Source organism: Microbacterium oryzae (assembly GCF_009735645.1).
GTDB lineage: Bacteria > Actinomycetota > Actinomycetes > Actinomycetales > Microbacteriaceae > Microbacterium > Microbacterium oryzae.
In genome coordinates, this window is record NZ_CP032550.1 from 296,833 (window position 1) to 316,643 (window position 19,811).

Here is a 19,811-nt window from a genome sequence, read left to right on the forward strand (position 1 = left end):
GCCCCTTCCGCGTCTGATCAGGATGCGTCGGATGCGCTGCCGTCGCCGCGGCGACGGCGTGAGATGAGCGCGAACCCCGCCGCCGCGAGGGCGCCGGCCCCCGCCAGGACGCCGCCGACGACGCCGCCGCCCGTCGGCACGAGCTCGACGCGGTCCTCCGGCGTGGGCGTCGGGGTCGGCGCGACGGACGGCGCGGGCGTGGGCGCCGCGGTCGGCGCGGGAGAGGCGACCGGAAGCACCTGCACGACGCTCGGGCGCGGTCCGGCGAAGGTGCCGCCGCCGGCACCCGCGAGCGGCGCGGGCTTCATGGCGTCGGGGAACGTCGAGCTCTGCGCGGCGAACGAGCCGTCCTCGCCGGGGTGCTGCACCGACACGAACACGTGCCACTCGTCGTCGTGGATGACCGGACCGCAGGTCTCCGCCTCCCGCGGCACCGAGAGGAACTGCTCCACCCGGCCGCGGTCGGGCCCGTCGAGCGCGATGCGGAAGAGCCCGTCGTTGTAGCCGATGGTGCTCGGGGCGCCGTCGGTGGAGATCCACAGGTTGCCCGCGCTGTCGAACGCGAGGTTGTCGGGGCAGGAGATGGGGGAGACGTCCGCGGCGGGGAAGCCCGCGAAGTACGTGGCTGCGCCCTGCGCGGGGTCGCCGGCGACGAGGAGGAGCGTCCACGTGAATGTGCGCGCGGTCTGGTCGCCGCCGTCCTCGGTGATCTCCACGATGTGCCCGTCGCGGTTCTCCGTGCGCGGGTTGACCTCGTCCGGGCCGGCCTTCTCCGCCGCGCCGCGATCGGTGTTGTTCGTGCAGGCCACGTACACCCGGCCGGTGGTCGGGTGGGGCTGGACGTCCTCGGGGCGGTCCATCTTCGTCGCCCCGACGCGGTCGGCGGCCAGGCGCGTATGGACGAGCACCTCGGCCACGGCCATCCCGTCGACCGTCGAGCGGCCGTCGACGACGAGCGGCAGCCACTCGCCGGTGCCGCCGAACCCGCCGTCCGCGGGCACCGCTCCCGAGCCGTCGATCTCGCCCGAGGGGGAGTCTCCCGAGAAGCGGGCGACGAAGAGGTCGCCGTTCTCCAGCAGGGTCATGTTGTGGGATCGATCACCCGCGACGAAGGCGTCGCGCGAGACGAACTTGTAAAGGTAGTCGAAGCGCTCGTCGTCGCCGGTGTACGCGACGACCTTCCCGTTCTCCGCGACGATCACGTTCGCGCCCTCGTGCTTCAGACGCCCGAGTGAGGTGTGCTTGCGCGGCGTCGAGGCGGGATCCGTCGGGTCGATCTCCACGACCCATCCGAAGCGGTTCGCCTCGTTCTCGTACCTGGGCGTGCGGGTGTCGAAGCGGGGGTCGAGGTGCTCCCACCCGCGCGCGGTCTCCTCGTCGGCCAGGCCGTAGCGGAGGTCGGCCTCGGACGTGCCGGTCGAGCGGAAGTAGCCGTTGAAGTTCTCCTCGCCGCTGAGGATCGTGCCCCACGGCGTGGTCCCGCCGGAGCAGTTTCCGAAGGTCCCGAACACGGTCGTGCCGTGCGGGTCGTCGGCCGTCTGCAGCAGGTCCGACCCCGCGGCGGGGCCGGTGAGCGCGTAGGGGGTGTCATCGAGGAAGCGCCGGTTGAGCGCCCCGCCGACCACGGGCGTCCACGGCGCGGTCTCGCTCGTGCGGGTGAGCTCGACGACGCTGAGCCCGTGCGCCTTCATGCCCACCGCGCGCACGCGCTCGGCGTCGCCCTCGAGCTGCGCGGCCGGGAACATGATCGACTCGTTCGTGTACTCGTGGTTCACGAACAGGATGGCCGTGGTGGCGGAGGTGCGGATGACGTCGGTGTAGTCGACGTTGTATCCGAACTGCCGCGCCTGCGCCTCGGGCGTCTGGTCCGCGGCGTCGAACGCGGGGCTGTCGGCGAAGAGCGGGTCGCCCCAGCGGATGATCGGCGTCCAGTCGAAGCCCTCCGGCACGACGAAGCTGTCGACGGTGTGCGGGACCGGGTCGATGGCGGTGAAGCCGAACGCTCCGGTCTCGCCCGCGGGGGCCGCCACCGCTCCGAGGGGGCGCCCGCCGCCGAGCGGCGGTGCGAGCACGATCGCCGCGGCGCCCATCGCGCCGAGCCCGAGCAGAGCGCGACGGGAGAGCTGCGCGTCGACGATGTCGCGGAAGGACTCGTTGGCGGAGGTGTTGCAGACGCCGCGCGCACAGGCGCTCGCGCACTTGAGATGGCAGGTGATGGCGCTCCGCTTGCCTCTCACATGCTCCGCCATGGGCAGCGTCCGGCCGAGGTTGATGACCATGTTCGTGGATGTCTCCTTCTCGCGGGTGGGCGGCCCGTGGGGCCTGATCCCACCCCAGCGACCGCGGATGGCCGGAAGGTGACGCGCGGGGAAACGCCGGCTGACGCCTGCGCTCTCGCGGGATGCGGAAGGGCCCGGCAGGACATGTCCTCCCGGGCCCTTCTCGCGCGCTGCGCTCAGCCGGCGTGCGTCATGGAGAGCAGGTCGAGCTTCTCGTCCAGCTGCTCCTCGGTGATCTCCCCGCGCTCGACGTAGCCGAGGTCGATGACGGCCTCGCGCACGGTGATGCCCTTCGCGACCGAGTGCTTGGCGATCTTCGCCGCCGCCTCGTAGCCGATGACCTTGTTCAGCGGCGTGACGATCGAGGGCGACATGCCGGCGAAGGCCGCCGCGCGCTCCTCGTCGGCCTCGAGCCCGGAGACGGTCTTGTCCGCGAGCACCCGCGACGCGTTGGCGAGCAGGCGGATGGACTCCAGCAGCGCCGTGCCCATGACCGGGATGGCGACGTTCAGCTCGAACGCGCCCGACGCTCCTGCCCACGCGATCGTCGCGTCGTTGCCGATGACCCGCGCGCAGACCATGAGCGTGGCCTCGGGCACGACGGGGTTGACCTTGCCCGGCATGATCGACGAGCCCGGCTGCAGATCGGGGATGCGGATCTCGCCGAGGCCGGTGTTGGGGCCCGACCCCATCCAGCGGAGGTCGTTGTTGATCTTCGTCAGCGACACCGCGATGGTGCGCAGCGCGCCCGACGCCTCGACGAGCGCGTCGCGGTTGGCCTGGGCCTCGAAGTGGTCGAGCGCCTCCGTGATGGGCAGGCCCGTCTCCTCCGCGAGGAGCGCGATGACCTTCTGCGGGAAGCCGAGCGGGGTGTTGATGCCCGTGCCGACCGCCGTGCCGCCGAGGGGGACCTCCGCCACGCGCGGCAGCGCCGCCTCGACGCGCTCGATGCCGAGGCGCATCTGGCGGGCGTACCCGCCGAACTCCTGCCCGAGCGTGACGGGCGTGGCGTCCATGAGGTGCGTGCGACCGGACTTCACGACCGCCTTCCAGGCGTCGGCCTTGGCATCGAACGCCTGCGCGAGGTGGTCCAGAGCCGGCACGAGGTCGGTGATGAGCGCCTCGGTGACGGCGACGTGCACCGACGTGGGGAAGACGTCGTTCGAGGACTGCGACGCGTTCACGTGGTCATTCGGGTGAACGGGCGCGCCGAGCTTCTCGGTCGCGAGGGTCGACAGCACCTCGTTCATGTTCATGTTCGACGACGTGCCGGATCCGGTCTGGTACGTGTCCACGGGGAACTGATCGTCGTGGGCGCCCGTCACGACGTCGTCGGCGGCGGCCGCGATGGCGTCGGCGATGCCGGCGTCGAGGGTGCCCAGGTCCTTGTTCGCGAGCGCCGCCGCCTTCTTGATGCGCGCGAGCGCGGCGATCTGGCGCGACTCCAGCCCCTTGCCGGAGATCGGGAAGTTCTCGACGGCGCGCTGCGTCTGCGCGCGGTAGAGGGCGGTCTTGGGGACCCGCACCTCTCCCATGGTGTCGTGCTCGATGCGGTATTCGATCTCGGTCACTTCCTCGTTCCCTCCGTTCAGACGGCCACGTCGGCCGCGATGCCCATGGTGACGTGCGGCACCGCGGTGCCGTCGGCCAGTCGGTAGTTCGCTCCCACGATGCCGAGGCGGCCGCTGTTGACCGCGCGGGAGATCAGCTCGGACGACTGCAGGATCCAGTCGATGGTGTCGCGGACGTGCAGGCGCCCGACGAGCTCGGCGTCCACCGTCTCGGCCGTGGCGCCCTCCGTCTCGCGCAGCGCGGAGTGCACGGCGGGGACGATCGGGGAGATCTGACGCCAGATGTGCGGGGGCAGCACGGGCGCTTCGGCCCCGGTGCTGTCGATCGCGGCGCGCACGGCGCCGCACGAGTCGTGCCCGAGGACGACGAGGAGGGGGACCTGGAGGATCTCGACGGCGTACTCCAGCGAGCCGACGATCGACTCGCCGGGGACCTGACCGGCGTTGCGGACGACGAAGAGATCGCCCAGCCCGAGGTCGAAGATGATCTCCGCGGCCAGACGCGAGTCGGAGCATCCGAACAGCGTCGCGAGCGGCGTCTGCCCGGTCGCGAGCTCGTTGCGGCGCTCCACGTCCTGATGCGGGTGCGCGGGGGTTCCCGCGACGAAGCGGGAGTTGCCCGCCAGCATCTTCTCCCACGCCTGCGCGGGGGTGAGCCGTTCGCTCATTCCGTCGTCCCTTCTTCCGTGCTCTGGGCGAGCACCTCGATCTGGTCGGTGAGATCGGCGGCGAGGTCGGCGGCGACCTCCGGCTCCGACGAGCCGTAGACGAGGACGTGATCGGCGCCGGCCTGCGTGCCGAGCGCATACGACACGTTCGCGTTGGCATCCGGGTCGGCGATCTCGTAGACATCCCAGGAGATGCCCTCGATCGTCGTCGTGCTCCGAGGCGCTGCGCCGCCGAGCATCTGCGCCGCCCACGTCTCGTCCGCGGAGAATCCCTGCGCGAGGCGGAGGAAGCCGGTCTCGGAGGGGACGTAGGCGATCGCCCACGCGGCCACGTCGCCCGACTCCAGCCGGGCCTCGTTGACGAGCCACGCATCCGGCACCTCGGGCACGAGCACGTCGTGACCGGTCGTCTCCTCGACGTCGGCCGCGATCGCCGCGACGTCGATGGGAGGGCGCTCGGGCGCCTCGCCGTGGGGGACGCCCCAGATGACGACGGCGACGACCGCGAACGAGGCGAGCAGGGCCGCGATGAGATTGCGGAAGTTCTGGCTGCCGCGGTGGACGCGGGAGCTCTCGGCCTTGCGCGCGGCGGTCTCGTCGGGGGTCTCCGGTCGACCCAGATGCGCGACGATGCGCGGCTCGCGCGCCATCAGGAGTCGCTTTCGGCGGAGGCTGCGCGCGCGGCGTCGAGTCGGCGCTTGGCGCCGAGGAGCCACTCCTCGCAGCGGGCGGCGAGGGCCTCGCCGCGCTCCCAGAGCGCGAGGGAATGCTCGAGGGTGGGGGCGCCCTGCTCGAGTTCGGAGACGACGCGGACGAGCTCGTCCCGCGCCTGTTCGAACGAGAGGGACGCGACGTCCGCGGGAGGGGCCTGTTCGGTCATAGCGTCTCCATCCTACGAGGACGCGCGCGTCGTGCTGTCGTGGCGGCCGAGCGAGGTGGCGTCCACCGCGCCGTGCTCGAGGGTCACGACGAGGTCGGTTCCCGCGGGGGCGTCCTCGGCCGAGCGCAGGATGGCCCCGCCTGCGGTGTGCGCGATGGCGTACCCGCGGGCGAGCGTCGACTGCGGCGAGAGCGCGCGCAGGGAGGCGCGCAGCTCGGCCGTCCGCCGCTCGCCGTCGTGGATGCGCCGCTCGGCGCGGTCGCGACCGCGGGCGAGGAGGAGGAAGACGTCCTGCTCGCGCGATTCGACCATCCGCTCTGGCGCACGGAGAACCGGTCGCGAGCGCACGTGCTGGAGCTGGGCGATGTCGTGCTGGAGGCGCTGCTGCAGGCGCATCGTCAGGCGCGAGCGCAGCTGCTGCACGACCGCGCGCTGCTCGCCGACGTCGGGGACGACGCGCTTGGCGGCGTCGGTCGGCGTCGATGCGCGGAGGTCGGCGACGTCGTCGAGCAGGGGGTGGTCGTTCTCGTGCCCGATGGCGCTCACGATCGGCGTCGCGGCGGCGGCCACCGCGCGCACGAGGCGCTCGTCGCTGAAGCCCAGGAGCGTCTGCGGATCGCCGCCGCCGCGCGCGATGATGATGACGTCGATCTCGGGGTCCGCGTCGAGCGTCTGCAGGGCCTCGAGGATCTCGGGGACGCTGCGCTCGCCCTGCACGGCCGCGTGGAGGGTGCGGATGCGCACCTGCGGCCAGCGCAGCTCGGCGTTCCGCAGCACGTCCTTCTCCGCGTCGGAGCGCTCGCCGGTGATGAGGCCGATGCCGTGCGGGAGGAAGGGGAGCCGTTTGCGCCGCGCGGGGTCGAAGAGCCCCTCGCTCCGCAGCTGGCGGCGCAGCCGCTCGAGGCGCTCGAGCTGCTCGCCGAGTCCGACGTGGCGCATCGCCGAGACCTGGAACGAGAAGTCGCCGCCCTTGGGGTAGTAGTCCGCCTTCACGCACGCGATGACATGGTCGCCGACGCGGAGGTCGGCGGGGGTGCGGGCGCGCACGCTCGACCAGAGCCGGATGGAGATCTGCGCGTCGGAGCGCAGATCCTTCAGGCGCCCGAACACGGCGCCGCCGCGGACGTTCCACGAGGTGATCTCGCCCTCGACCCAGATCGAGCCCCAGCGCTCGACGAAGCCCTTGATCGTCTGGTTGAGTCGCTCGATCGACGTCGGCGTCTGCGAGGAGGAGTCCCGCGGCGCGACGGAGTCAGCGGGCGGCTGCTCGCCCTCTGCGGGCTGGGACTGGAACGTCGTCATGGTCTCCTCGCGGCGCACTCGCACTGCCTCGGCACCCGGCCCGTGCCCAGCGGGCGCACGTAGAATCGGAGCATGAGCTCGACCGCCATCCACCTGCCCGTGCCGCGCGTGCCGGGCAGGCGCGCACGCCTTCAGGATAACCCGGTAGCCGGACAGAAGCGGGTGCTGCTGGCGGCGCCCCGCGGCTACTGCGCGGGCGTGGACCGGGCGGTGATCACCGTGGAGAAGGCGCTCGCTCGCTACGGCGCTCCCGTGTACGTGCGCAAGCAGATCGTGCACAACATCCACGTCGTGCGCGAGCTCGAGGCGCAGGGTGCGATCTTCGTCGAAGAGGTCGACGAGGTGCCCACCGGCGCCCACGTGGTCTTCAGCGCCCACGGCGTCTCGCCGGCGGTCGTGAACGCGGCCTCCGACCGCGGTCTGCAGGCCATCGACGCCACCTGCCCCCTCGTCACGAAGGTGCACCGCGAGGCGGTGCGCTTCGCGCGCGACGACTTCCACATCCTCCTCGTCGGGCACGAGGGGCACGAGGAGGTCGAGGGCACGGCGGGCGAGGCTCCCGACAACGTCACCATCGTGAACTCCCCGGCCGAGGCCGACACCGTCGAGGTCGACGACCCCTCGAAGCTCGTGTGGCTGTCGCAGACCACCCTCTCGGTCGACGAGACGATGGAGACGGTGAACCGGCTGCGTGCGCGGTTCCCCGAGCTGCACGATCCGCCGTCCGATGACATCTGCTATGCGACCCAGAACCGTCAGGTCGCGATCAAGAAGGTCGCCACGGGAGCCGACCTCGTCATCGTCGTGGGGTCCGCGAACTCCTCCAACAGCGTGCGCCTCGTCGAGGTCGCGCTGCAGCACGGCGCGAAGGCCGCGTACCGCGTCGACTACGCGCACGAGATCGAGCAGGAGTGGCTGGACGGCGTCGAGGTCGTGGGCGTCACGAGCGGCGCCTCGGTTCCCGAGGTGCTCGTGACCGAGGTGCTCGAGGCGCTCTCGTCCGCCGGCTACCGCGACGTCGAGGAGGTCCGCACCGCGGAGGAGGACCTGCTCTTCTCGCTTCCCAAGGAGCTGCGTCAGGACGCGACAGGGCGCCGCGACGCGCGTGCGGTGGGGGGCCGAGGCCGCCCATGAGCGACGAGGCCCGCCCGCCGCAGCCCCGCTACGGCCAGTACGCGACGAGCGAGGAGCAGCGCGCGCGGATGGGCGAGCCGGCTCCCGCCGCTCGGCCGGTGTCGCCGCCCACTCCGGAGGTCGCAGCCAGGCCCGCGCTGTCGCCGGGGCGCCTCATCGACCGCGCGGCGACCGTCGCGCTGCTCGTCTACGGCATCGTCAGCGTCGTGCAGTCGATCCCCGTCGTGCTCGACGCGACGCGGCTGCTGCAGACCATGGGCATCGACGCGGAGCTCGCCGACCCCGCCGGCATGCGCGGGTGGGGCGTCCTCGCGGTCGTCGTGCTGACCCTGGGATGGATCGCGACGGCGCTCTTCGCCTGGCGCCGAGCGCGCCGCCGCCGGATGACGTTCTGGATCCCCATCGTGGGAGCCGTGGTCTTCAACGTCATCGCGAGCCTCATCGTCGCCGGCCCGCTCGTGGGCGATCCCGCGGTGATGGACGCCCTCCTGCGCACGCAGGACGCTCTCGGCTCCTGACCTCGAGCGCCCGAGGACGCGAAAGCCCGGTGCCGCTCGGCACCGGGCTTTCGCGTATCGGGAGCGGTCAGCTCTGCGACTTGCCGAACGAGCCCAGCTGGCGCGTCGCCTCCGCGACGCGTGCGGCCATCGCCGACTCGGCGACCTTGCCCCACGCGCGCGGGTCGTACTGCTTCTTGTTGCCGACCTCGCCGTCGATCTTCAGCACGCCGTCGTAGTTCGAGAACATGTAGCCGGCGATCGAGCGCGTGAACGCGTACTGCGTGTCGGTGTCGATGTTCATCTTCACGACGCCGTTGGCCACGGCCAGCGCGATCTCCTCGTCGGTCGAGCCGCTGCCGCCGTGGAAGACGAGGTCCAGCGGCTTCGCACCGGTGCCGAAGTGCGCGGCGATGCCCTCCTGGATCTCTCCGAGGAGCTCCGGACGCAGCTTCACGCCACCGGGCTTGTACACGCCGTGCACGTTGCCGAAGGTGAGCGCGGCGATGTAGCGGCCCTTGTCGCCGAGGCCGAGCACCTCGACGGCCTTCGTCACGTCCGCGACCGTGGTGTAGAGCGCGTCGTTCGAGCCCTCGTGAGCGACGCCGTCCTCCTCGCCGCCGACGACGCCGACCTCGATCTCGAGGATCGCGTGGATGTTCTTCATGCGCGGGAGGAGGTCCGCCGCGATCTCGATGTTCTCGTCGAGCGGCACGGCAGAGCCGTCCCACATGTGGGAGTTGAACAGCGGCTCGCCGCCGGCTTTCACGCGCTCCTCGGATGCCTCGACGAGGGGCAGGACGAAGCCGGGGAGGGCGTCCTTCGGGCAGTGGTCGGTGTGCACGCCGACGGTGATGGGGTAGTTCTTCGCGACCTCGCGGACGTACTGCGCCATCGCGATCGCGCCCGTGGCGCGGCCCTTGACGGTGTGTCCGGCGAAGTAGTCGGCGCCGCCCGTGGTGACCTGGAGGATGCCGTCGGAACCCGCCTCGGTCAGGCCCTGGAGCACGGCGTTGATCGTCTGGGAGCTCGACACGTTGAACGCGGGGTAGGCGAACCCACCCGCCTTCGCGCGGTCGAACATCTCGGCGTACTGGTCCGGTGTGGCGACGGGCATTGCATGCTCCTTCGAGAGGCGACGTGAGTGCAGTCTCAGCCTAGCGAAGGCGGCTCTTTCCGATGCGATGACGTGATTCCGGGCGGTTCCTCACGTCAGCGCAAGAATCGCGATTCCTTCGCGCGAGCGCGACAGAAGAAGCGGGATGTGCGCCGTCTCAGGCCGCTACTGTCTGAGGCATGACTGCCGACTTCCACGAGATCACGAGCGCCGAAGACCTGATCCCGCTTCACCCCGACCGCAACATCGCGCTCGAGCTCGTGCGCGCGACCGAGGCCGCGGCCATCCGCTCGGTGCCCTTCATCGGGCGCGGCGCGAAGGAGGCGGCCGACGGTGCCGCCGTCGACGCCATGCGCGCGTTCCTGTCCACCGTCGACTTCGACGGGGTGATCGTCATCGGCGAGGGCGAGAAGGACGACGCGCCCATGCTCTTCAACGGCGAGCACGTGGGCACCGGCCGAGGGCGCGCATACGACATCGCCGTCGACCCGATCGACGGGACGTCGCTGACGGCGGCGGGCCGCAACAACGCCCTCTCCGTCATCGCCCTGTCCGACCGCGGCACGATGCTCGACGCGTCGACTGTCTTCTACATGGACAAGCTCGTCACCGGTCCCGCGGGCGTCGGCGTCGTCGACATCCGCCTCCCCATCGGCGAGAACATCCGCCGCCTGGCGAAGGCGCTCGGCAAGCCGGTCGAGGAGATGGTCGTCTCCGTGCTGAACCGTCCGCGTCACGAGCAGCTCATCGCCGACATCCGCGAGACCGGCGCGGGCACGCGCCTCATGAGCGACGGCGACGTCGCCGGCGGCATCAACGCCGCGCGCCACGATGCGCGCACCGACATGTGCGTCGGCGTCGGGGGGAGCCCCGAGGGCATCGTCACCGCGTGCGCGATCAAGGCGCTCGGCGGGCACATCCAGGGCCGGCTGTGGCCGCGGCACGACGAAGAGGCTCAGAAGGGCATCGACGCGGGGCTCAAGATGGACCACGTCTACGAGGCCGACGACCTCGTCGCCGGCAGCAACACGATCTTCGTCGCGACGGGCGTCACCGACGGCGCCCTCGTGGAGGGCGTCCGCCGCCAGGGCGGCTACGTCTACACCGAGAGCGTCGTGCTGCGCGGCCACTCGGGCACCCTGCGCCGCATCTCGTCGGACCACCTCGAGTCGAAGTGGTTCTGACCGCAGACTGACGGATGGCGGGAGCGCGCCGCCGAGGGAGATCCCGGTGGCGCGCTCTTTCGTGACCCGTCTGTGATGGGCCTCCTCAGGAACATCGGCGACAATGGAGGGGGCACGCGGCCCTCGCGCGCCAGGGGAGGGTGGACCCGCACATGTCAGCGCAGCACGCACAGCAGGTCGTTCAGGAGCCGGCGCCTCGCGCGGGCGCGCAGGCCGTCGTCGCGGCCGCGAAGGATCCGGCCCGGCGACCCGACGTCCTCTTCCGCGTGCGTCGCGCACCGGATCACGAGCTCAGCCCGTGGTGGCACATCGGCGCCTTCGTCTTCACGTCGGCCGCCGTCGTCGCGCTGCTGAGCCTGCTGCCCGGCTGACCCGCGGCACGGCAGGTCAGGCGACCGGCTGCAGGATGGGCGCGATCGAGATGCCGGCCGACTCCGCGAGGGCGTCGATGTCCGACGCCGCGAACCGCGAGGCCGCGTCGATCAGGATGTGCGCGCAAGCGAGGGCGTCGGCGCCCGCGTCGTGGTGGGCGAAGTCGGTGAAGCCCGCCGCCGCTGCCGCGATCGGCAGCCGGTAGGACTCGAGACGATAGGTGCGCCGGGCGAGCTGCAGGCTGCAGATCGAGCGCCACGGCGGGCAGTCGACGCCGGTGGCCTCGGAGGCGCGACGCAGCACGCCCATGTCGAAGGTCGCACTGTGTGCGGCGAGGGCATCGTCGCCCGCGAAGTCGCGGAGCTCGTCGAACTGCTCCGCCCAGCCGCGCGCATTCACGACGTCCTCGGCGTAGATGCCGTGGATCGTGGAGTTGAACGGGAAGAACTCGTCGAACCCGATCGGCGGCCGGATGAGCCAGGCCGCGCGATCCACGACCATGCCGTCTCGCACCTTCGCCAGCCCCACCTGGCACGCGGACTCCGGTCGGGAGTTCGCCGTCTCGAAGTCGATGGCGGTGAAATCGAGCGGCACCCCCTCAGTCTCGCCGATGCTCCCTGAGAGCGCGAAACGCGACGCGTCCGCTCACGCGTCGACCGAGCGGGCGCTGTCGATGATGCGGCGCAGGCAGAAGCCGACCGTCACGGCGTCCGCGTCCGCCGCTCCGCTCTCGCGCACCTCGGCGAGGTACTGATCCAGTGCCTCCTGGGCGGCGTTCGCCAGGTCCTCCGTCTGCTCGTCGCCGACGGGCGCCGCGACGAGGTCGGCACAGGCGCGGATGGCCGACACCAGCGTCGGCTGCGCAGGCTCGGGAGGCGTGAGCTCGCCCTCGTCGGCGGGGGCGTCGCGGAACAGGGCGTCGCTGAGGCTGCGGATGGCGAACACCGTCCGCTCGAGCGCCCGCAGACGGCGGTCGTTGATGCGCCGCTCCTCGCGGTGGCGGCGGGACCGCGGGTTTCCGCGCGCGCTCTCGTCGGCATCGAGGACGTCGTCCGACACGGCCGACGCCGTTCGGCGCAGCGAGCTCACGATGCCGTCGATCTCGTCCTGCGGGCCCTCGCCGCGTTCCAGCAGATCCGCGAGGTCCTGCAGCGAGCGAGCCGCGGTGTCTCGCAGGTCGGAGAGACGGCGACCCGCGTAGGTCAGGTGCAGGGGCGGCACGATGAGGAGGTTGATGGCGACTCCCACGATCACGCCGAACGCGAGCGTGACGAGGTACGACACCGAGAACTCGTCGGGGTCGCCTCCGCCGCCGATCAGCAGCACGAACATCCCCGCCATCGCGATCCAGTCGCGACCGGCTCCCATCCAGCGGAAGGCGCCGACGAGGACGCCGATGCCCACGACGAGCGCGAGTGCGAGGAGAGCCGGGCCGCCGGCGTACACCAGTGCGAGGCCGCCGGTGCCGAGCAGGATGCCGATCGCCACGCCCGCGAGCGTCTGCAGGCCCGTCCGCACCGAGCGCATGAGCGTGGGGTACATGCTCACGAGGGCGCCGAGCGGGGCGTAGTACGAGTACTCGTCCGCCGCGAACGGCACGAGCGGCGCGAAGTGGAGCGCGAGGCCGCAGGCGAGCGCGACCTTCACGGCCAGCAGGACCCGCCCGGGTCCCTCCAGTTCCTGTCCGCGCCTCATCAGCGCATCCCACCGAGAGCGAAGCGTCACCCCGATGACGGTACCCGGGCCATCCGCAGCGGAGCAGAGGGTTGACGTCGCCCCGCGGATCCGGTCCACCCGCCTCGCAGGCGCCGCCGCGTAGGATGGTCGCCCGTGGCTCTCACTATCGGAATCGTCGGCCTGCCCAACGTCGGCAAGTCCACCCTCTTCAACGCCCTGACCAAGAACACGGTTCTCGCTGCGAACTACCCGTTTGCGACGATCGAGCCGAACGTCGGCGTGGTGGAGCTGCCCGATGCGCGGCTGGACCGTCTCGCCGAGATCCACGGATCGCAGCGCATCCTGCCGGCGCCGGTGTCGTTCGTCGACATCGCCGGCATCGTCCGCGGCGCGAGCGAGGGCGAGGGCCTCGGCAACCAGTTCCTCGCGAACATCCGCGAGGCCGACGCGATCGCCCAGGTCGTGCGCGGATTCGCCGACGCCGACGTCGTGCACGTCGACGGCAAGGTCGACCCCGCGAGCGACATGGAGACGATCAACACCGAGCTGATCCTCGCCGACCTCCAGACTCTCGAGAAGGCGCTGCCGCGCCTCGAGAAGGAGGTCAAGGGCAAGAAGACCGACCCCGCCGTCTTCGCCGCCGCGCAGGAGGCGAAGGCCGTGCTCGACACCGGGAAGACGCTCTTCCAGGCCGGCTTCGACGTCGCCCCCATCAAGGAGCTCGGCCTGCTCACGGCGAAGCCGACCCTCTACGTCTTCAACGTCGACGAGGGCGTCCTGACGGACGCCGATCGGATGGCCGAGCTCGCGTCGCTCGTCGCCCCCGCGAAGGCGGTCTTCCTGGACGCCAAGGTGGAGTCCGAGCTCATCGACCTCGAGCCCGCCGAGGCGCTCGAGCTCCTCCAGTCGCTCGGCCAGGAGGAGTCCGGTCTCGACCAGCTCGCGCGCGTGGGCTTCCAGACCCTGGGCCTCCAGACCTACCTCACGGCGGGGCCGAAGGAGGCGCGTGCGTGGACCATCCGCAAGGGATGGACCGCCCCGCAGGCCGCCGGCGTCATCCACACCGACTTCGAGCGCGGCTTCATCAAGGCCGAGATCGTGTCGTTCGCCGACCTCGACGAGGCCGGCTCGATGAGCGAGGCGAAGTCCAAGGGCCGCGTGCGCATCGAGGGCAAGGACTACGTCATGCAGGACGGCGACGTGGTGGAGTTCCGCTTCAACGTCTGACTCGGGGCGAGGTCCGGTCGGGCTGCCCGCGCGGCTCGCCTACTCCTGGTAGCTCGGCGACCACTCCGGCAGCTGCTGCAGGGCCCAGCCGTTGCCGTCGGGGTCCGAGAAGTACACGAACGTTCCCCATGCCTGCTCGTCCAGCTCGCTCGGCTCGACGCCCGCTGCGAGGAGGGACTCGCGGGCTGCGGCGGCGTCCTTGACGACGCACTGCAGGCCCTTCACCGAGCCAGGGGGCATCTCGGTGAAGTTCGTGTCGAGCACGATGGAGCAGGCCGATCCCGGGGGCGTGAGCTGGATGAAGCGCACCTCCTCCGACACGGTGTGATCGTGGTCGGCGTTGAAGCCGATCTTCACGTAGAAGTCCTTCGCTCGGTCGAGGTCGCTCACCGGCACGGCGATGAGCTCGAGCTTCCAGTCCATGCCCAGATCCTTCCGTTGCGGACGATGCGTCGTCGCTCCGCCCCTCACGCTCACATATCGTCCTCGGCGCGGTGCCGGCCCGCAATGGCGGCTGTGCTTTGGTGCCCCCGGCGCGCGGCGTACGCTGTGGGTGCCGCCGACGTAAGGATGCACCGTGACCGATCACGACGAGAGCTCTTCGCACCGACACGTTCCCGCTCCGGGCGAGCCGGAGATCCCCGAACTCGAGGAGGACGAGACGATCGCGCCGCGTCCGGAGGAGGAGATCGCCGACGCTCTCCGCGCCACCCCCGACGTCGAGGACCACGGTCAGCACACCGGGTGAGGCCCGCGGCCGCGGTCAGCTCGAGATCGCCGGTGTCGGTGTTCTGGCATGCTCGGAGGATGGCTGAACTCGTCGTGCCCGACGTCCGCTTCCACACGTCTTTTCTCGAGTCTCACCGCGAATGGGCGGGTGCGGGGCAGGACGGCGCCGGGCTCCATGAGGACGATGACATCGTGACCCCGGGCGGGTTCGAGCGGTGGGTCGCGGAACTCGTCGCCTCGGAGCACACCCCTCGACGGCCCGGTCTCGTGCCGGACACGTATCGCTGGATCGTCGAGGGAGACGAGTACCTCGGCGCCGTGTCGTTCCGGCACGAGCTCACGGAATGGCTGCATGATTTCGGCGGGCACATCGGGTACGGCGTGCGGCCATCCGCGCGGGGCAGGGGACTGGCCTCGTGGGCCCTGGGGTGCACGCTCGACCTGGCGCGGGAGCGAGGCTACCCCCGTGTTCTGCTGGTGTGCCGGGACGACAACGCGGCGTCCGCGCGCGTGATCGAGAAGAACGGCGGGATTCTGGAGGACAAGCGCCGTGACGGCGACACGCTCCTGCGCCGGTACTGGGTGAATCTGCGCTGAGGGCCCTCCTGTCTCGCGGGCATGCTCAGGCGATCTCCCCGCGCAGCCGCACCACGCCGCCGACGACGTCGCCGACGTCGATGCGCTCGGCGCGCTGGACGGCGACCTTCACCGGCAGCAGGAATCGGCCCTCACGCGGCCACATCGCGGTGTCGAACTCGGTGTCGCCGATCGTCGCGGTCACCGGCACCTGACCCCAGTACACCAGCCCTCGCGCGGCCTCCTTGATGTCCTCGGAGACGTCGCTCGACAGCGGTGCGAAGACGAACGGCGCCGGGCCTCGCCATTCGATCAGCTCTGCTTCGAATTCCCACACCGTCGGCCCTGCCTCACCGCTCGAGGACGCGGAAGCGCAGGTGCGTCTCGCTGGCGAACGCCGAGGTCTCCAGCCGCTCGAGATCGACCCGGATGCCGAGGCCGGCGAACAGGGAGATCCCGTCGCCGAGCAGCACGGGCACCACGTCCAGGTGGATCTCGTCGACGAGACCGAGCCGCAGGCACTGGCGGGAGATGCTGCCGCCGAGCAGGCTCACCCATCCGTCTCCCGCCGCCTCCTTCGCGGTCGCCACCGCCGCGGCGATGTCGTCCACGACGAACGTGTAGGTGACGCCGTCCCTCTCGATCGGGTCGGTCGCCTGATGCGTCATGAGGAACACCGGCACCTCGAGCATGCCGCCGTACGGGATCTCGCCCTCCTCGATCGTCCGGCTCCTGTTCGCGCCGCCTACGATGGCGCCGATCCGCTCGCAGACGCGCGCGACGACATCCCCGTCTTCCGGGGCCGACGGGAAGTCGAACATCCAGTCCACGCCGCCGTCGGGATCGGCGAGGTACCCGTCGAGCGTCACGGTGGCGTGAATCATCACGGTGGCCATCGTCGTCCCTCCGTCGGTCGCGGTCGCCCGACCGCGATGACGCCCAGGGTACGCGCGCGTTCGCGGCCGCGCACCGCCCTCGCGACGCGCTCAGCGCAGCTCGAGCCGGACGCCCGGGTGCCCGGCGAAGACCTCGACGACGAGATCGAAGTACGTCGGGCCGCTGCCGGCCGCCAGCGCGGTCAGCTGGCGGCGGATGCGCTGGTCGTCGAACACGCCGGGGCGGTCGAGCTTGCCCTGCAGCCACTCTCGCGTCGCCGCGACTCCGAGCGCCTGCCGACTGCGCTCGTGATCGGCCCAGATGAACATCGCGGCCGGCTCCGGGGCGCTTTCGAAGCGATACAGCACGTCATCCAGAGCATCGAGGCTCGCGCCCATGCGCCAGTCCTCCCCGGTCATGAGCAGGTCGTTGAGCTGCTCGTAGAGGTCGTCGATCGACGCGATCGCGGCGCCGTCGACGCGGAAGATCTCCATGCCGGTCGCCTCAGAACCTCTCGAACAGCGCCTGCAGCAGCGGTCCGGCGGTCTCCGCGCCAGACGTGCCGTCCTCCACGAAGACGGCGGCGGCGAGGTCGCCGTGCGTTCCCACCATCCAGCTGTGCTTCGGGTACTCGCCATCGCCATCCGGCTCGCCGTACTCGGCCGTGCCCGTCTTCGCTCCCACCGGCTCGCCGGGGATGCCGGCGAGGAACGTCGCCGAGCCCTCCGTCACCACGGCGCGCATGAGCTCCCGCAGAGCCGAGGCTTCCTCGGGAGCGAGGGGCTGCGCGGGCTGCGCCGTCGCGTCCGCCTCGGGCTTCGCCGATGCATCCGTGTCGTCGTCGGCGATGAGCTGCGGGGCGACCGTGTGGCCGGCGCCGATGGAGGCGGCGACCGTGGCCATCCCGAGCGGCGTGGCGAGGATGCGACCCTGTCCGATGAGGTCGGCCGCGCGCTCGGTCTCGCCCTCGGGCTCGGGCACCTGACCGAGAGAGGCGGGGTAGCCGAGGTCGGCGTCGGGCGCGAGTCCGAGTGACGCGGCCGCGGCGGCGAGCTCGCCGTCTCCGATGCGGTCGCGCGCGCCGATCACGGCCGTGTTGCAGGAGTTTGCGATCGCCGTGCGGAAGGTGACGTCGCCGAGCGCCGACGCGGGGTAGTCGTCGTAGTTGCGGAAGGTGAAGCCGTCGACCTCGAGCGACTCGGGGCACGACAGCACGTCGTCGAGCGACGCGCCCGCGCGGATCAGCGCGAGCGAGGTCACCAGCTTGAAGGTCGACCCCGGCGGGTACTGCCCGGTCGAGGCGATGTCGAGACCGCCGGCGCCGTTCGCGAGCGCCAGCACCTCTCCGGTCGACGGGCGGATGGTCACGATCGCACTGGCGGGCGCATCCTCGCCGAGCCCTGCGACGATCTCCTCCGCGGCCGACTGGATGGCCGGATCGAGCGTCAGGGACAGCGGCCGGCCATCCGCGCCGTCGAACTCCGCCAGCGTGCGCCGCTCGTCGTCGTCGCCCACGGCCTCGATCGCGATGCTCGGCGTGCCGCGCAGCTGGGCGTCGAACGTCTGCTGCAACCCGGAGAGCCCGACGACGTCGCCGGCGCGCACCGAGCCATCCGACGCCTCGACGATCTCGGCCGTGGCGTCGCCGACCGCACCGAGCAGCTCGCGCGCGAAGTCGCGCGTCGGCGCGAGCGGCAGGGTGTCGGGTACCACGATCGCACCGGGGATCTCCAGGAAGTCGGGGGCGACGTGCTGGTCCTCCTCGCCCTCCCGCACGACGATCGCCTCGACGAAGGCCTGCGGGCCGGCGCTCTCGGCCGAGGCGCGGAAGGCCGCAGGGTCGATGCCGACGGCGCCGGCGATCCGCTCGGCGGACGCGCCGACCTCATCCGCCGTGATGCGCGTCCTGTCGAGTCCGTAGCGGCCGACCGGGCGCTCGGCGACGATCGGCTCGGAGCCTTCGCCGAGGATGCCGGCGCGCTCGCCGAACTCGCGGCTCACCTCGATCCGCTCGCCCGCGGCGAGATCCGGAGCGAGGGCCGCCGGGTCCCACTGCACGACCCACTCGTCCTCACCCTCCGCGAGCGCCGTGGTCGTGTCGTACGCCCACTCGTGACCCTCGACGTCCCACGTCCAGTGCAGGGCGACCGTTCCCTCATCGCCCTCGCGCTCGACCTCGTCGGCAGACACCTCGACGTCGTAGTCGGCCAGCGGCGCGACCTGCTCCTCGAACGCGGCTGCCGCCGCGGGGTCGGCGAGGGAGACGCCGCCGAGCGTGTGCTCGCTCAGCGCCGCGGTCAGATCAGCTGCGGCAGCCTCGGCCTGATCGTCCGCTTGAGAGCACGCGGCGAGGGGGAGGAGAAGGGCGAGGATGGCCGCGCTGGCGCCGCGCCGGAGCGGGAAGGGCATGAGCAGGTCCTTTCGGAGGCGACGGTCCTCCGTCATCCTGTCATGTCGGTACGACGCCCGCGCGGGCGGGGTCGGCGTCACACGGGGCGCCCCGCCCGCGACATGGCGTCGGCGAAGCCGTCGAGAAGCAGCTCCAGACCGTACTCGAACTCGGCCGTATCGTCCTGCCCATTGAGAGTGGGGCCGATCTCCGTGACGAGAGGGAGGAGCCTGGCGGCACTCAGCTCGTCGATGCTCTCGCGCGCGGGAGGAGTGATGCGCCGCGCCTCCGCCCCGAAGTAGCCGCCCAGCTCGACGTCGATGGTGCCGAGCGAGTATGCGGCGAGGGCCCGGTAGCAGCGGGCGGTGCTCAGCGCGTCGAAGCCGGCTCGACGGAAGCAACGGAACCCTGCTTCCACGAAGGCGAGAGCGTCCGGGGTGTGGGGCGGGAACCGGCGGATGAGAGTCGCGGCTCGCGGATGACGCAGCGCGACGTCGCGCACCGATCGCATGATGAAGCGCATCGCGTCGCGCCAGTGGAGCTCATCGGTCGGAGTCGCGACCTCGGCCAGGAGCAGCTGCGTGACGCCGTCGAGGAGCGCCTGTTTGTCGGGGAAGTAGGTGTAGATCGACATCGCCGACGAGCCGAGGGTCTGCGCGAGCTTCCGCATGCTCAGCGCGTCCTCGCCCTCGGCATCGATCACGGCCAGCGCGGCTTCCGCGATGGTCCGTTGCGAGAGCTTCTCCGCCATATCGACCTCCCCCTTGACAGCGTACACCGTACGGATCACTATGTACGTCGTACCGTACGCCGTACGGCTGCAGATTGACACCGTAAGGGAGCATGTCATGATCAGGATCCGCCAGGCGGGCACGGCCGATGCCCGCGAGATCGACGCGATGGTGCGCGAGCTCGCTGCGCACGAGAATTCGCTCGAGCACGTGCAGGTCGACGCGACCGGATGGCAGAGGCAGCTCGCTCGTCCCGATGTCGTCGTCCTCCTCGCCGAAGACGACGACGAAGCGGTCGGATTCGCCTCGACCACGCGTCGACTGCATCTCTGGAGCGGGGGCGACCTCCTGGCCCTCGACGACCTCTACGTGCGCCCCGAGCGCCGCGACCGCGGCGTGGGAGCGCAGCTGATGACCGCGGTCGCGCGTCTCGCCGCGGCGGACGACCTCCTCGTCGTGTGGGGCGTGCGGCTCGACAACAGCGCCGGCCAGCGCTTCTATGCCCGGCTCGGCGCCACTCTCAGCACCAAGATGACGGCCGCGTGGGCCCCCGAGGGGTACCGACGGCACCTCGCGGCGACGAGCCGCTGACGATTGGAAAG

At 71.3% G+C, this 19,811-nt stretch carries 23 protein-coding genes; 8 read left to right on the forward strand and 15 right to left on the reverse strand.

All coding sequences use genetic code 11. The features are described 5' to 3' along the window. Positions 1-17: 17 nt before the first annotated feature. The 6 genes from D7D94_RS01275 to xseA all read right to left on the reverse strand — a co-directional run bounded on the left by D7D94_RS01275 (position 18) and on the right by xseA (position 6,700). Positions 18-2,279, reverse strand: coding sequence for a PhoX family protein (locus tag D7D94_RS01275; protein WP_156240865.1), 2,262 nt, complete (start codon positions 2,277-2,279; stop codon positions 18-20). Between the two features lie 176 nt (positions 2,280-2,455). Further along, positions 2,456-3,850 carry a class II fumarate hydratase gene (locus D7D94_RS01280; RefSeq protein ID WP_156240866.1) on the reverse strand — a complete coding sequence of 465 codons (1,395 nt, stop codon included), beginning with the start codon at positions 3,848-3,850 and terminating at the stop codon, positions 2,456-2,458. A 17-nt stretch (positions 3,851-3,867) separates the two neighbouring features. After that, entirely contained in the window at positions 3,868-4,518 is a 651-nt protein-coding gene (locus tag D7D94_RS01285; RefSeq protein ID WP_156240867.1) for a carbonic anhydrase, read from the reverse strand. After that, positions 4,515-5,168 carry a DUF4245 family protein gene (locus D7D94_RS01290; protein ID WP_156240868.1) on the reverse strand — a complete coding sequence of 218 codons (654 nt, stop codon included), beginning with the start codon at positions 5,166-5,168 and terminating at the stop codon, positions 4,515-4,517. The genes D7D94_RS01285 and D7D94_RS01290 overlap by 4 nt, the downstream gene beginning before the upstream one ends. After that, a complete protein-coding gene (locus D7D94_RS01295; protein ID WP_156240869.1) occupies positions 5,168-5,398 on the reverse strand; it encodes an exodeoxyribonuclease VII small subunit in 231 nt (76 codons plus the stop codon). The genes D7D94_RS01290 and D7D94_RS01295 overlap by 1 nt, the downstream gene beginning before the upstream one ends. A 12-nt stretch (positions 5,399-5,410) precedes the next feature. Then, complete coding sequence (gene xseA, locus D7D94_RS01300; protein ID WP_156240870.1) at positions 5,411-6,700, reverse strand: exodeoxyribonuclease VII large subunit; 1,290 nt, start codon at positions 6,698-6,700, stop codon at positions 5,411-5,413. Between the two features lie 72 nt (positions 6,701-6,772). Between xseA and D7D94_RS01305 the strand changes: the two genes are divergently transcribed. Together D7D94_RS01305 and D7D94_RS01310 are read left to right on the forward strand one after the other, a co-directional pair. Further along, positions 6,773-7,834, forward strand: a complete 1,062-nt coding sequence (locus tag D7D94_RS01305) for a 4-hydroxy-3-methylbut-2-enyl diphosphate reductase (RefSeq protein ID WP_156240871.1) — start codon at positions 6,773-6,775, stop codon at positions 7,832-7,834. Beyond that, a complete protein-coding gene (locus D7D94_RS01310; protein WP_156240872.1) occupies positions 7,831-8,352 on the forward strand; it encodes a DUF6264 family protein in 522 nt (173 codons plus the stop codon). Before D7D94_RS01305 ends, D7D94_RS01310 begins: the two co-directional genes overlap by 4 nt. A gap of 67 nt (positions 8,353-8,419) precedes the next feature. Here the strand turns inward: D7D94_RS01310 and fbaA are convergent, their stop codons facing one another. Beyond that, entirely contained in the window at positions 8,420-9,448 is a 1,029-nt protein-coding gene (gene fbaA, locus D7D94_RS01315; RefSeq protein WP_156240873.1) for a class II fructose-bisphosphate aldolase, read from the reverse strand. Positions 9,449-9,627: 179 nt separating this feature from the next. Here fbaA and glpX point away from each other — a divergent pair, with 179 nt between their 5' ends. Both glpX and D7D94_RS01325 read left to right on the forward strand, forming a co-directional pair. Next, positions 9,628-10,632 (forward strand): class II fructose-bisphosphatase, encoded by a 1,005-nt coding sequence (glpX, locus tag D7D94_RS01320; RefSeq protein WP_156240874.1) that lies wholly within the window; start codon positions 9,628-9,630, stop codon positions 10,630-10,632. A 152-nt stretch (positions 10,633-10,784) separates the two neighbouring features. Beyond that, on the forward strand, positions 10,785-11,003 hold the full coding sequence (locus tag D7D94_RS01325) for a UDP-N-acetylmuramyl pentapeptide phosphotransferase (protein ID WP_156240875.1): 219 nt from the start codon (positions 10,785-10,787) through the stop codon (positions 11,001-11,003). 16 nt (positions 11,004-11,019) lie between these two features. Here D7D94_RS01325 and D7D94_RS01330 read toward each other — a convergent pair whose 3' ends face one another. Together D7D94_RS01330 and D7D94_RS01335 are read right to left on the reverse strand one after the other, a co-directional pair. Then, a complete protein-coding gene (locus D7D94_RS01330; protein ID WP_156240876.1) occupies positions 11,020-11,598 on the reverse strand; it encodes a 3'-5' exonuclease in 579 nt (192 codons plus the stop codon). Positions 11,599-11,649: 51 nt separating this feature from the next. Further along, complete coding sequence (locus D7D94_RS01335) at positions 11,650-12,699, reverse strand: FUSC family protein (protein ID WP_156240877.1); 1,050 nt, start codon at positions 12,697-12,699, stop codon at positions 11,650-11,652. A gap of 135 nt (positions 12,700-12,834) precedes the next feature. On the opposite strand from D7D94_RS01335, the gene ychF reads away from it, so the two are divergent. Then, positions 12,835-13,908, forward strand: a complete 1,074-nt coding sequence (gene ychF, locus D7D94_RS01340; RefSeq protein WP_156240878.1) for a redox-regulated ATPase YchF — start codon at positions 12,835-12,837, stop codon at positions 13,906-13,908. A 39-nt stretch (positions 13,909-13,947) separates the two neighbouring features. Here ychF and D7D94_RS01345 read toward each other — a convergent pair whose 3' ends face one another. Continuing rightward, positions 13,948-14,331 carry a VOC family protein gene (locus tag D7D94_RS01345; protein WP_156240879.1) on the reverse strand — a complete coding sequence of 128 codons (384 nt, stop codon included), beginning with the start codon at positions 14,329-14,331 and terminating at the stop codon, positions 13,948-13,950. Positions 14,332-14,485: 154 nt separating this feature from the next. On the opposite strand from D7D94_RS01345, the gene D7D94_RS14225 reads away from it, so the two are divergent. Both D7D94_RS14225 and D7D94_RS01350 read left to right on the forward strand, forming a co-directional pair. Next, positions 14,486-14,656, forward strand: a complete 171-nt coding sequence (locus D7D94_RS14225; RefSeq protein ID WP_173024216.1) for a hypothetical protein — start codon at positions 14,486-14,488, stop codon at positions 14,654-14,656. Between the two features lie 59 nt (positions 14,657-14,715). After that, positions 14,716-15,234, forward strand: a complete 519-nt coding sequence (locus D7D94_RS01350) for a GNAT family N-acetyltransferase (RefSeq protein ID WP_156240880.1) — start codon at positions 14,716-14,718, stop codon at positions 15,232-15,234. Between the two features lie 25 nt (positions 15,235-15,259). Here D7D94_RS01350 and D7D94_RS01355 read toward each other — a convergent pair whose 3' ends face one another. From D7D94_RS01355 to D7D94_RS01375, 5 genes are all read right to left on the reverse strand, one after another. Continuing rightward, complete coding sequence (locus D7D94_RS01355; RefSeq protein ID WP_156240881.1) at positions 15,260-15,550, reverse strand: DUF1905 domain-containing protein; 291 nt, start codon at positions 15,548-15,550, stop codon at positions 15,260-15,262. A gap of 13 nt (positions 15,551-15,563) precedes the next feature. Beyond that, a complete protein-coding gene (locus D7D94_RS01360) occupies positions 15,564-16,097 on the reverse strand; it encodes a dihydrofolate reductase family protein (protein WP_246171959.1) in 534 nt (177 codons plus the stop codon). Between the two features lie 102 nt (positions 16,098-16,199). Further along, positions 16,200-16,583, reverse strand: a complete 384-nt coding sequence (locus tag D7D94_RS01365) for a barstar family protein (RefSeq protein WP_156240883.1) — start codon at positions 16,581-16,583, stop codon at positions 16,200-16,202. A gap of 10 nt (positions 16,584-16,593) precedes the next feature. Beyond that, positions 16,594-18,498 carry a penicillin-binding transpeptidase domain-containing protein gene (locus D7D94_RS01370; RefSeq protein ID WP_156240884.1) on the reverse strand — a complete coding sequence of 635 codons (1,905 nt, stop codon included), beginning with the start codon at positions 18,496-18,498 and terminating at the stop codon, positions 16,594-16,596. A gap of 77 nt (positions 18,499-18,575) precedes the next feature. After that, the gene (locus tag D7D94_RS01375) at positions 18,576-19,229 is read right to left on the reverse strand and encodes a TetR/AcrR family transcriptional regulator (RefSeq protein ID WP_173024217.1); all 654 of its coding nucleotides are present in this window, start codon (positions 19,227-19,229) and stop codon (positions 18,576-18,578) included. A 97-nt stretch (positions 19,230-19,326) separates the two neighbouring features. On the opposite strand from D7D94_RS01375, the gene D7D94_RS01380 reads away from it, so the two are divergent. After that, a complete protein-coding gene (locus D7D94_RS01380; protein ID WP_156240886.1) occupies positions 19,327-19,800 on the forward strand; it encodes a GNAT family N-acetyltransferase in 474 nt (157 codons plus the stop codon). Positions 19,801-19,811: the final 11 nt, after the last annotated feature.

Excerpts from the sequence above, each read along its gene's own strand:
- D7D94_RS01275 (WP_156240865.1), bottom strand. The coding sequence starts at position 2,279 with ATGGTCATCAACCTCGGCCGGACGCTGCCCATGGCGGAGCATGTGAGA.
- D7D94_RS01285 (WP_156240867.1), bottom strand. The coding sequence starts at position 4,518 with ATGAGCGAACGGCTCACCCCCGCGCAGGCGTGGGAGAAGATGCTGGCG.
- D7D94_RS01290 (WP_156240868.1), bottom strand. The coding sequence starts at position 5,168 with ATGGCGCGCGAGCCGCGCATCGTCGCGCATCTGGGTCGACCGGAGACC.
- D7D94_RS01295 (WP_156240869.1), bottom strand. The coding sequence starts at position 5,398 with ATGACCGAACAGGCCCCTCCCGCGGACGTCGCGTCCCTCTCGTTCGAA.
- xseA (WP_156240870.1), bottom strand. The coding sequence starts at position 6,700 with ATGACGACGTTCCAGTCCCAGCCCGCAGAGGGCGAGCAGCCGCCCGCT.
- D7D94_RS01305 (WP_156240871.1), top strand. The coding sequence starts at position 6,773 with ATGAGCTCGACCGCCATCCACCTGCCCGTGCCGCGCGTGCCGGGCAGG.
- D7D94_RS01310 (WP_156240872.1), top strand. The coding sequence starts at position 7,831 with ATGAGCGACGAGGCCCGCCCGCCGCAGCCCCGCTACGGCCAGTACGCG.
- fbaA (WP_156240873.1), bottom strand. The coding sequence starts at position 9,448 with ATGCCCGTCGCCACACCGGACCAGTACGCCGAGATGTTCGACCGCGCG.
- glpX (WP_156240874.1), top strand. The coding sequence starts at position 9,628 with ATGACTGCCGACTTCCACGAGATCACGAGCGCCGAAGACCTGATCCCG.
- D7D94_RS01325 (WP_156240875.1), top strand. The coding sequence starts at position 10,785 with ATGTCAGCGCAGCACGCACAGCAGGTCGTTCAGGAGCCGGCGCCTCGC.
- D7D94_RS01335 (WP_156240877.1), bottom strand. The coding sequence starts at position 12,699 with ATGAGGCGCGGACAGGAACTGGAGGGACCCGGGCGGGTCCTGCTGGCC.
- D7D94_RS01345 (WP_156240879.1), bottom strand. The coding sequence starts at position 14,331 with ATGGACTGGAAGCTCGAGCTCATCGCCGTGCCGGTGAGCGACCTCGAC.
- D7D94_RS01350 (WP_156240880.1), top strand. The coding sequence starts at position 14,716 with ATGGCTGAACTCGTCGTGCCCGACGTCCGCTTCCACACGTCTTTTCTC.
- D7D94_RS01360 (WP_246171959.1), bottom strand. The coding sequence starts at position 16,097 with ATGATTCACGCCACCGTGACGCTCGACGGGTACCTCGCCGATCCCGAC.
- D7D94_RS01365 (WP_156240883.1), bottom strand. The coding sequence starts at position 16,583 with ATGGAGATCTTCCGCGTCGACGGCGCCGCGATCGCGTCGATCGACGAC.
- D7D94_RS01370 (WP_156240884.1), bottom strand. The coding sequence starts at position 18,498 with ATGCCCTTCCCGCTCCGGCGCGGCGCCAGCGCGGCCATCCTCGCCCTT.
- D7D94_RS01375 (WP_173024217.1), bottom strand. The coding sequence starts at position 19,229 with ATGGCGGAGAAGCTCTCGCAACGGACCATCGCGGAAGCCGCGCTGGCC.
- D7D94_RS01380 (WP_156240886.1), top strand. The coding sequence starts at position 19,327 with ATGATCAGGATCCGCCAGGCGGGCACGGCCGATGCCCGCGAGATCGAC.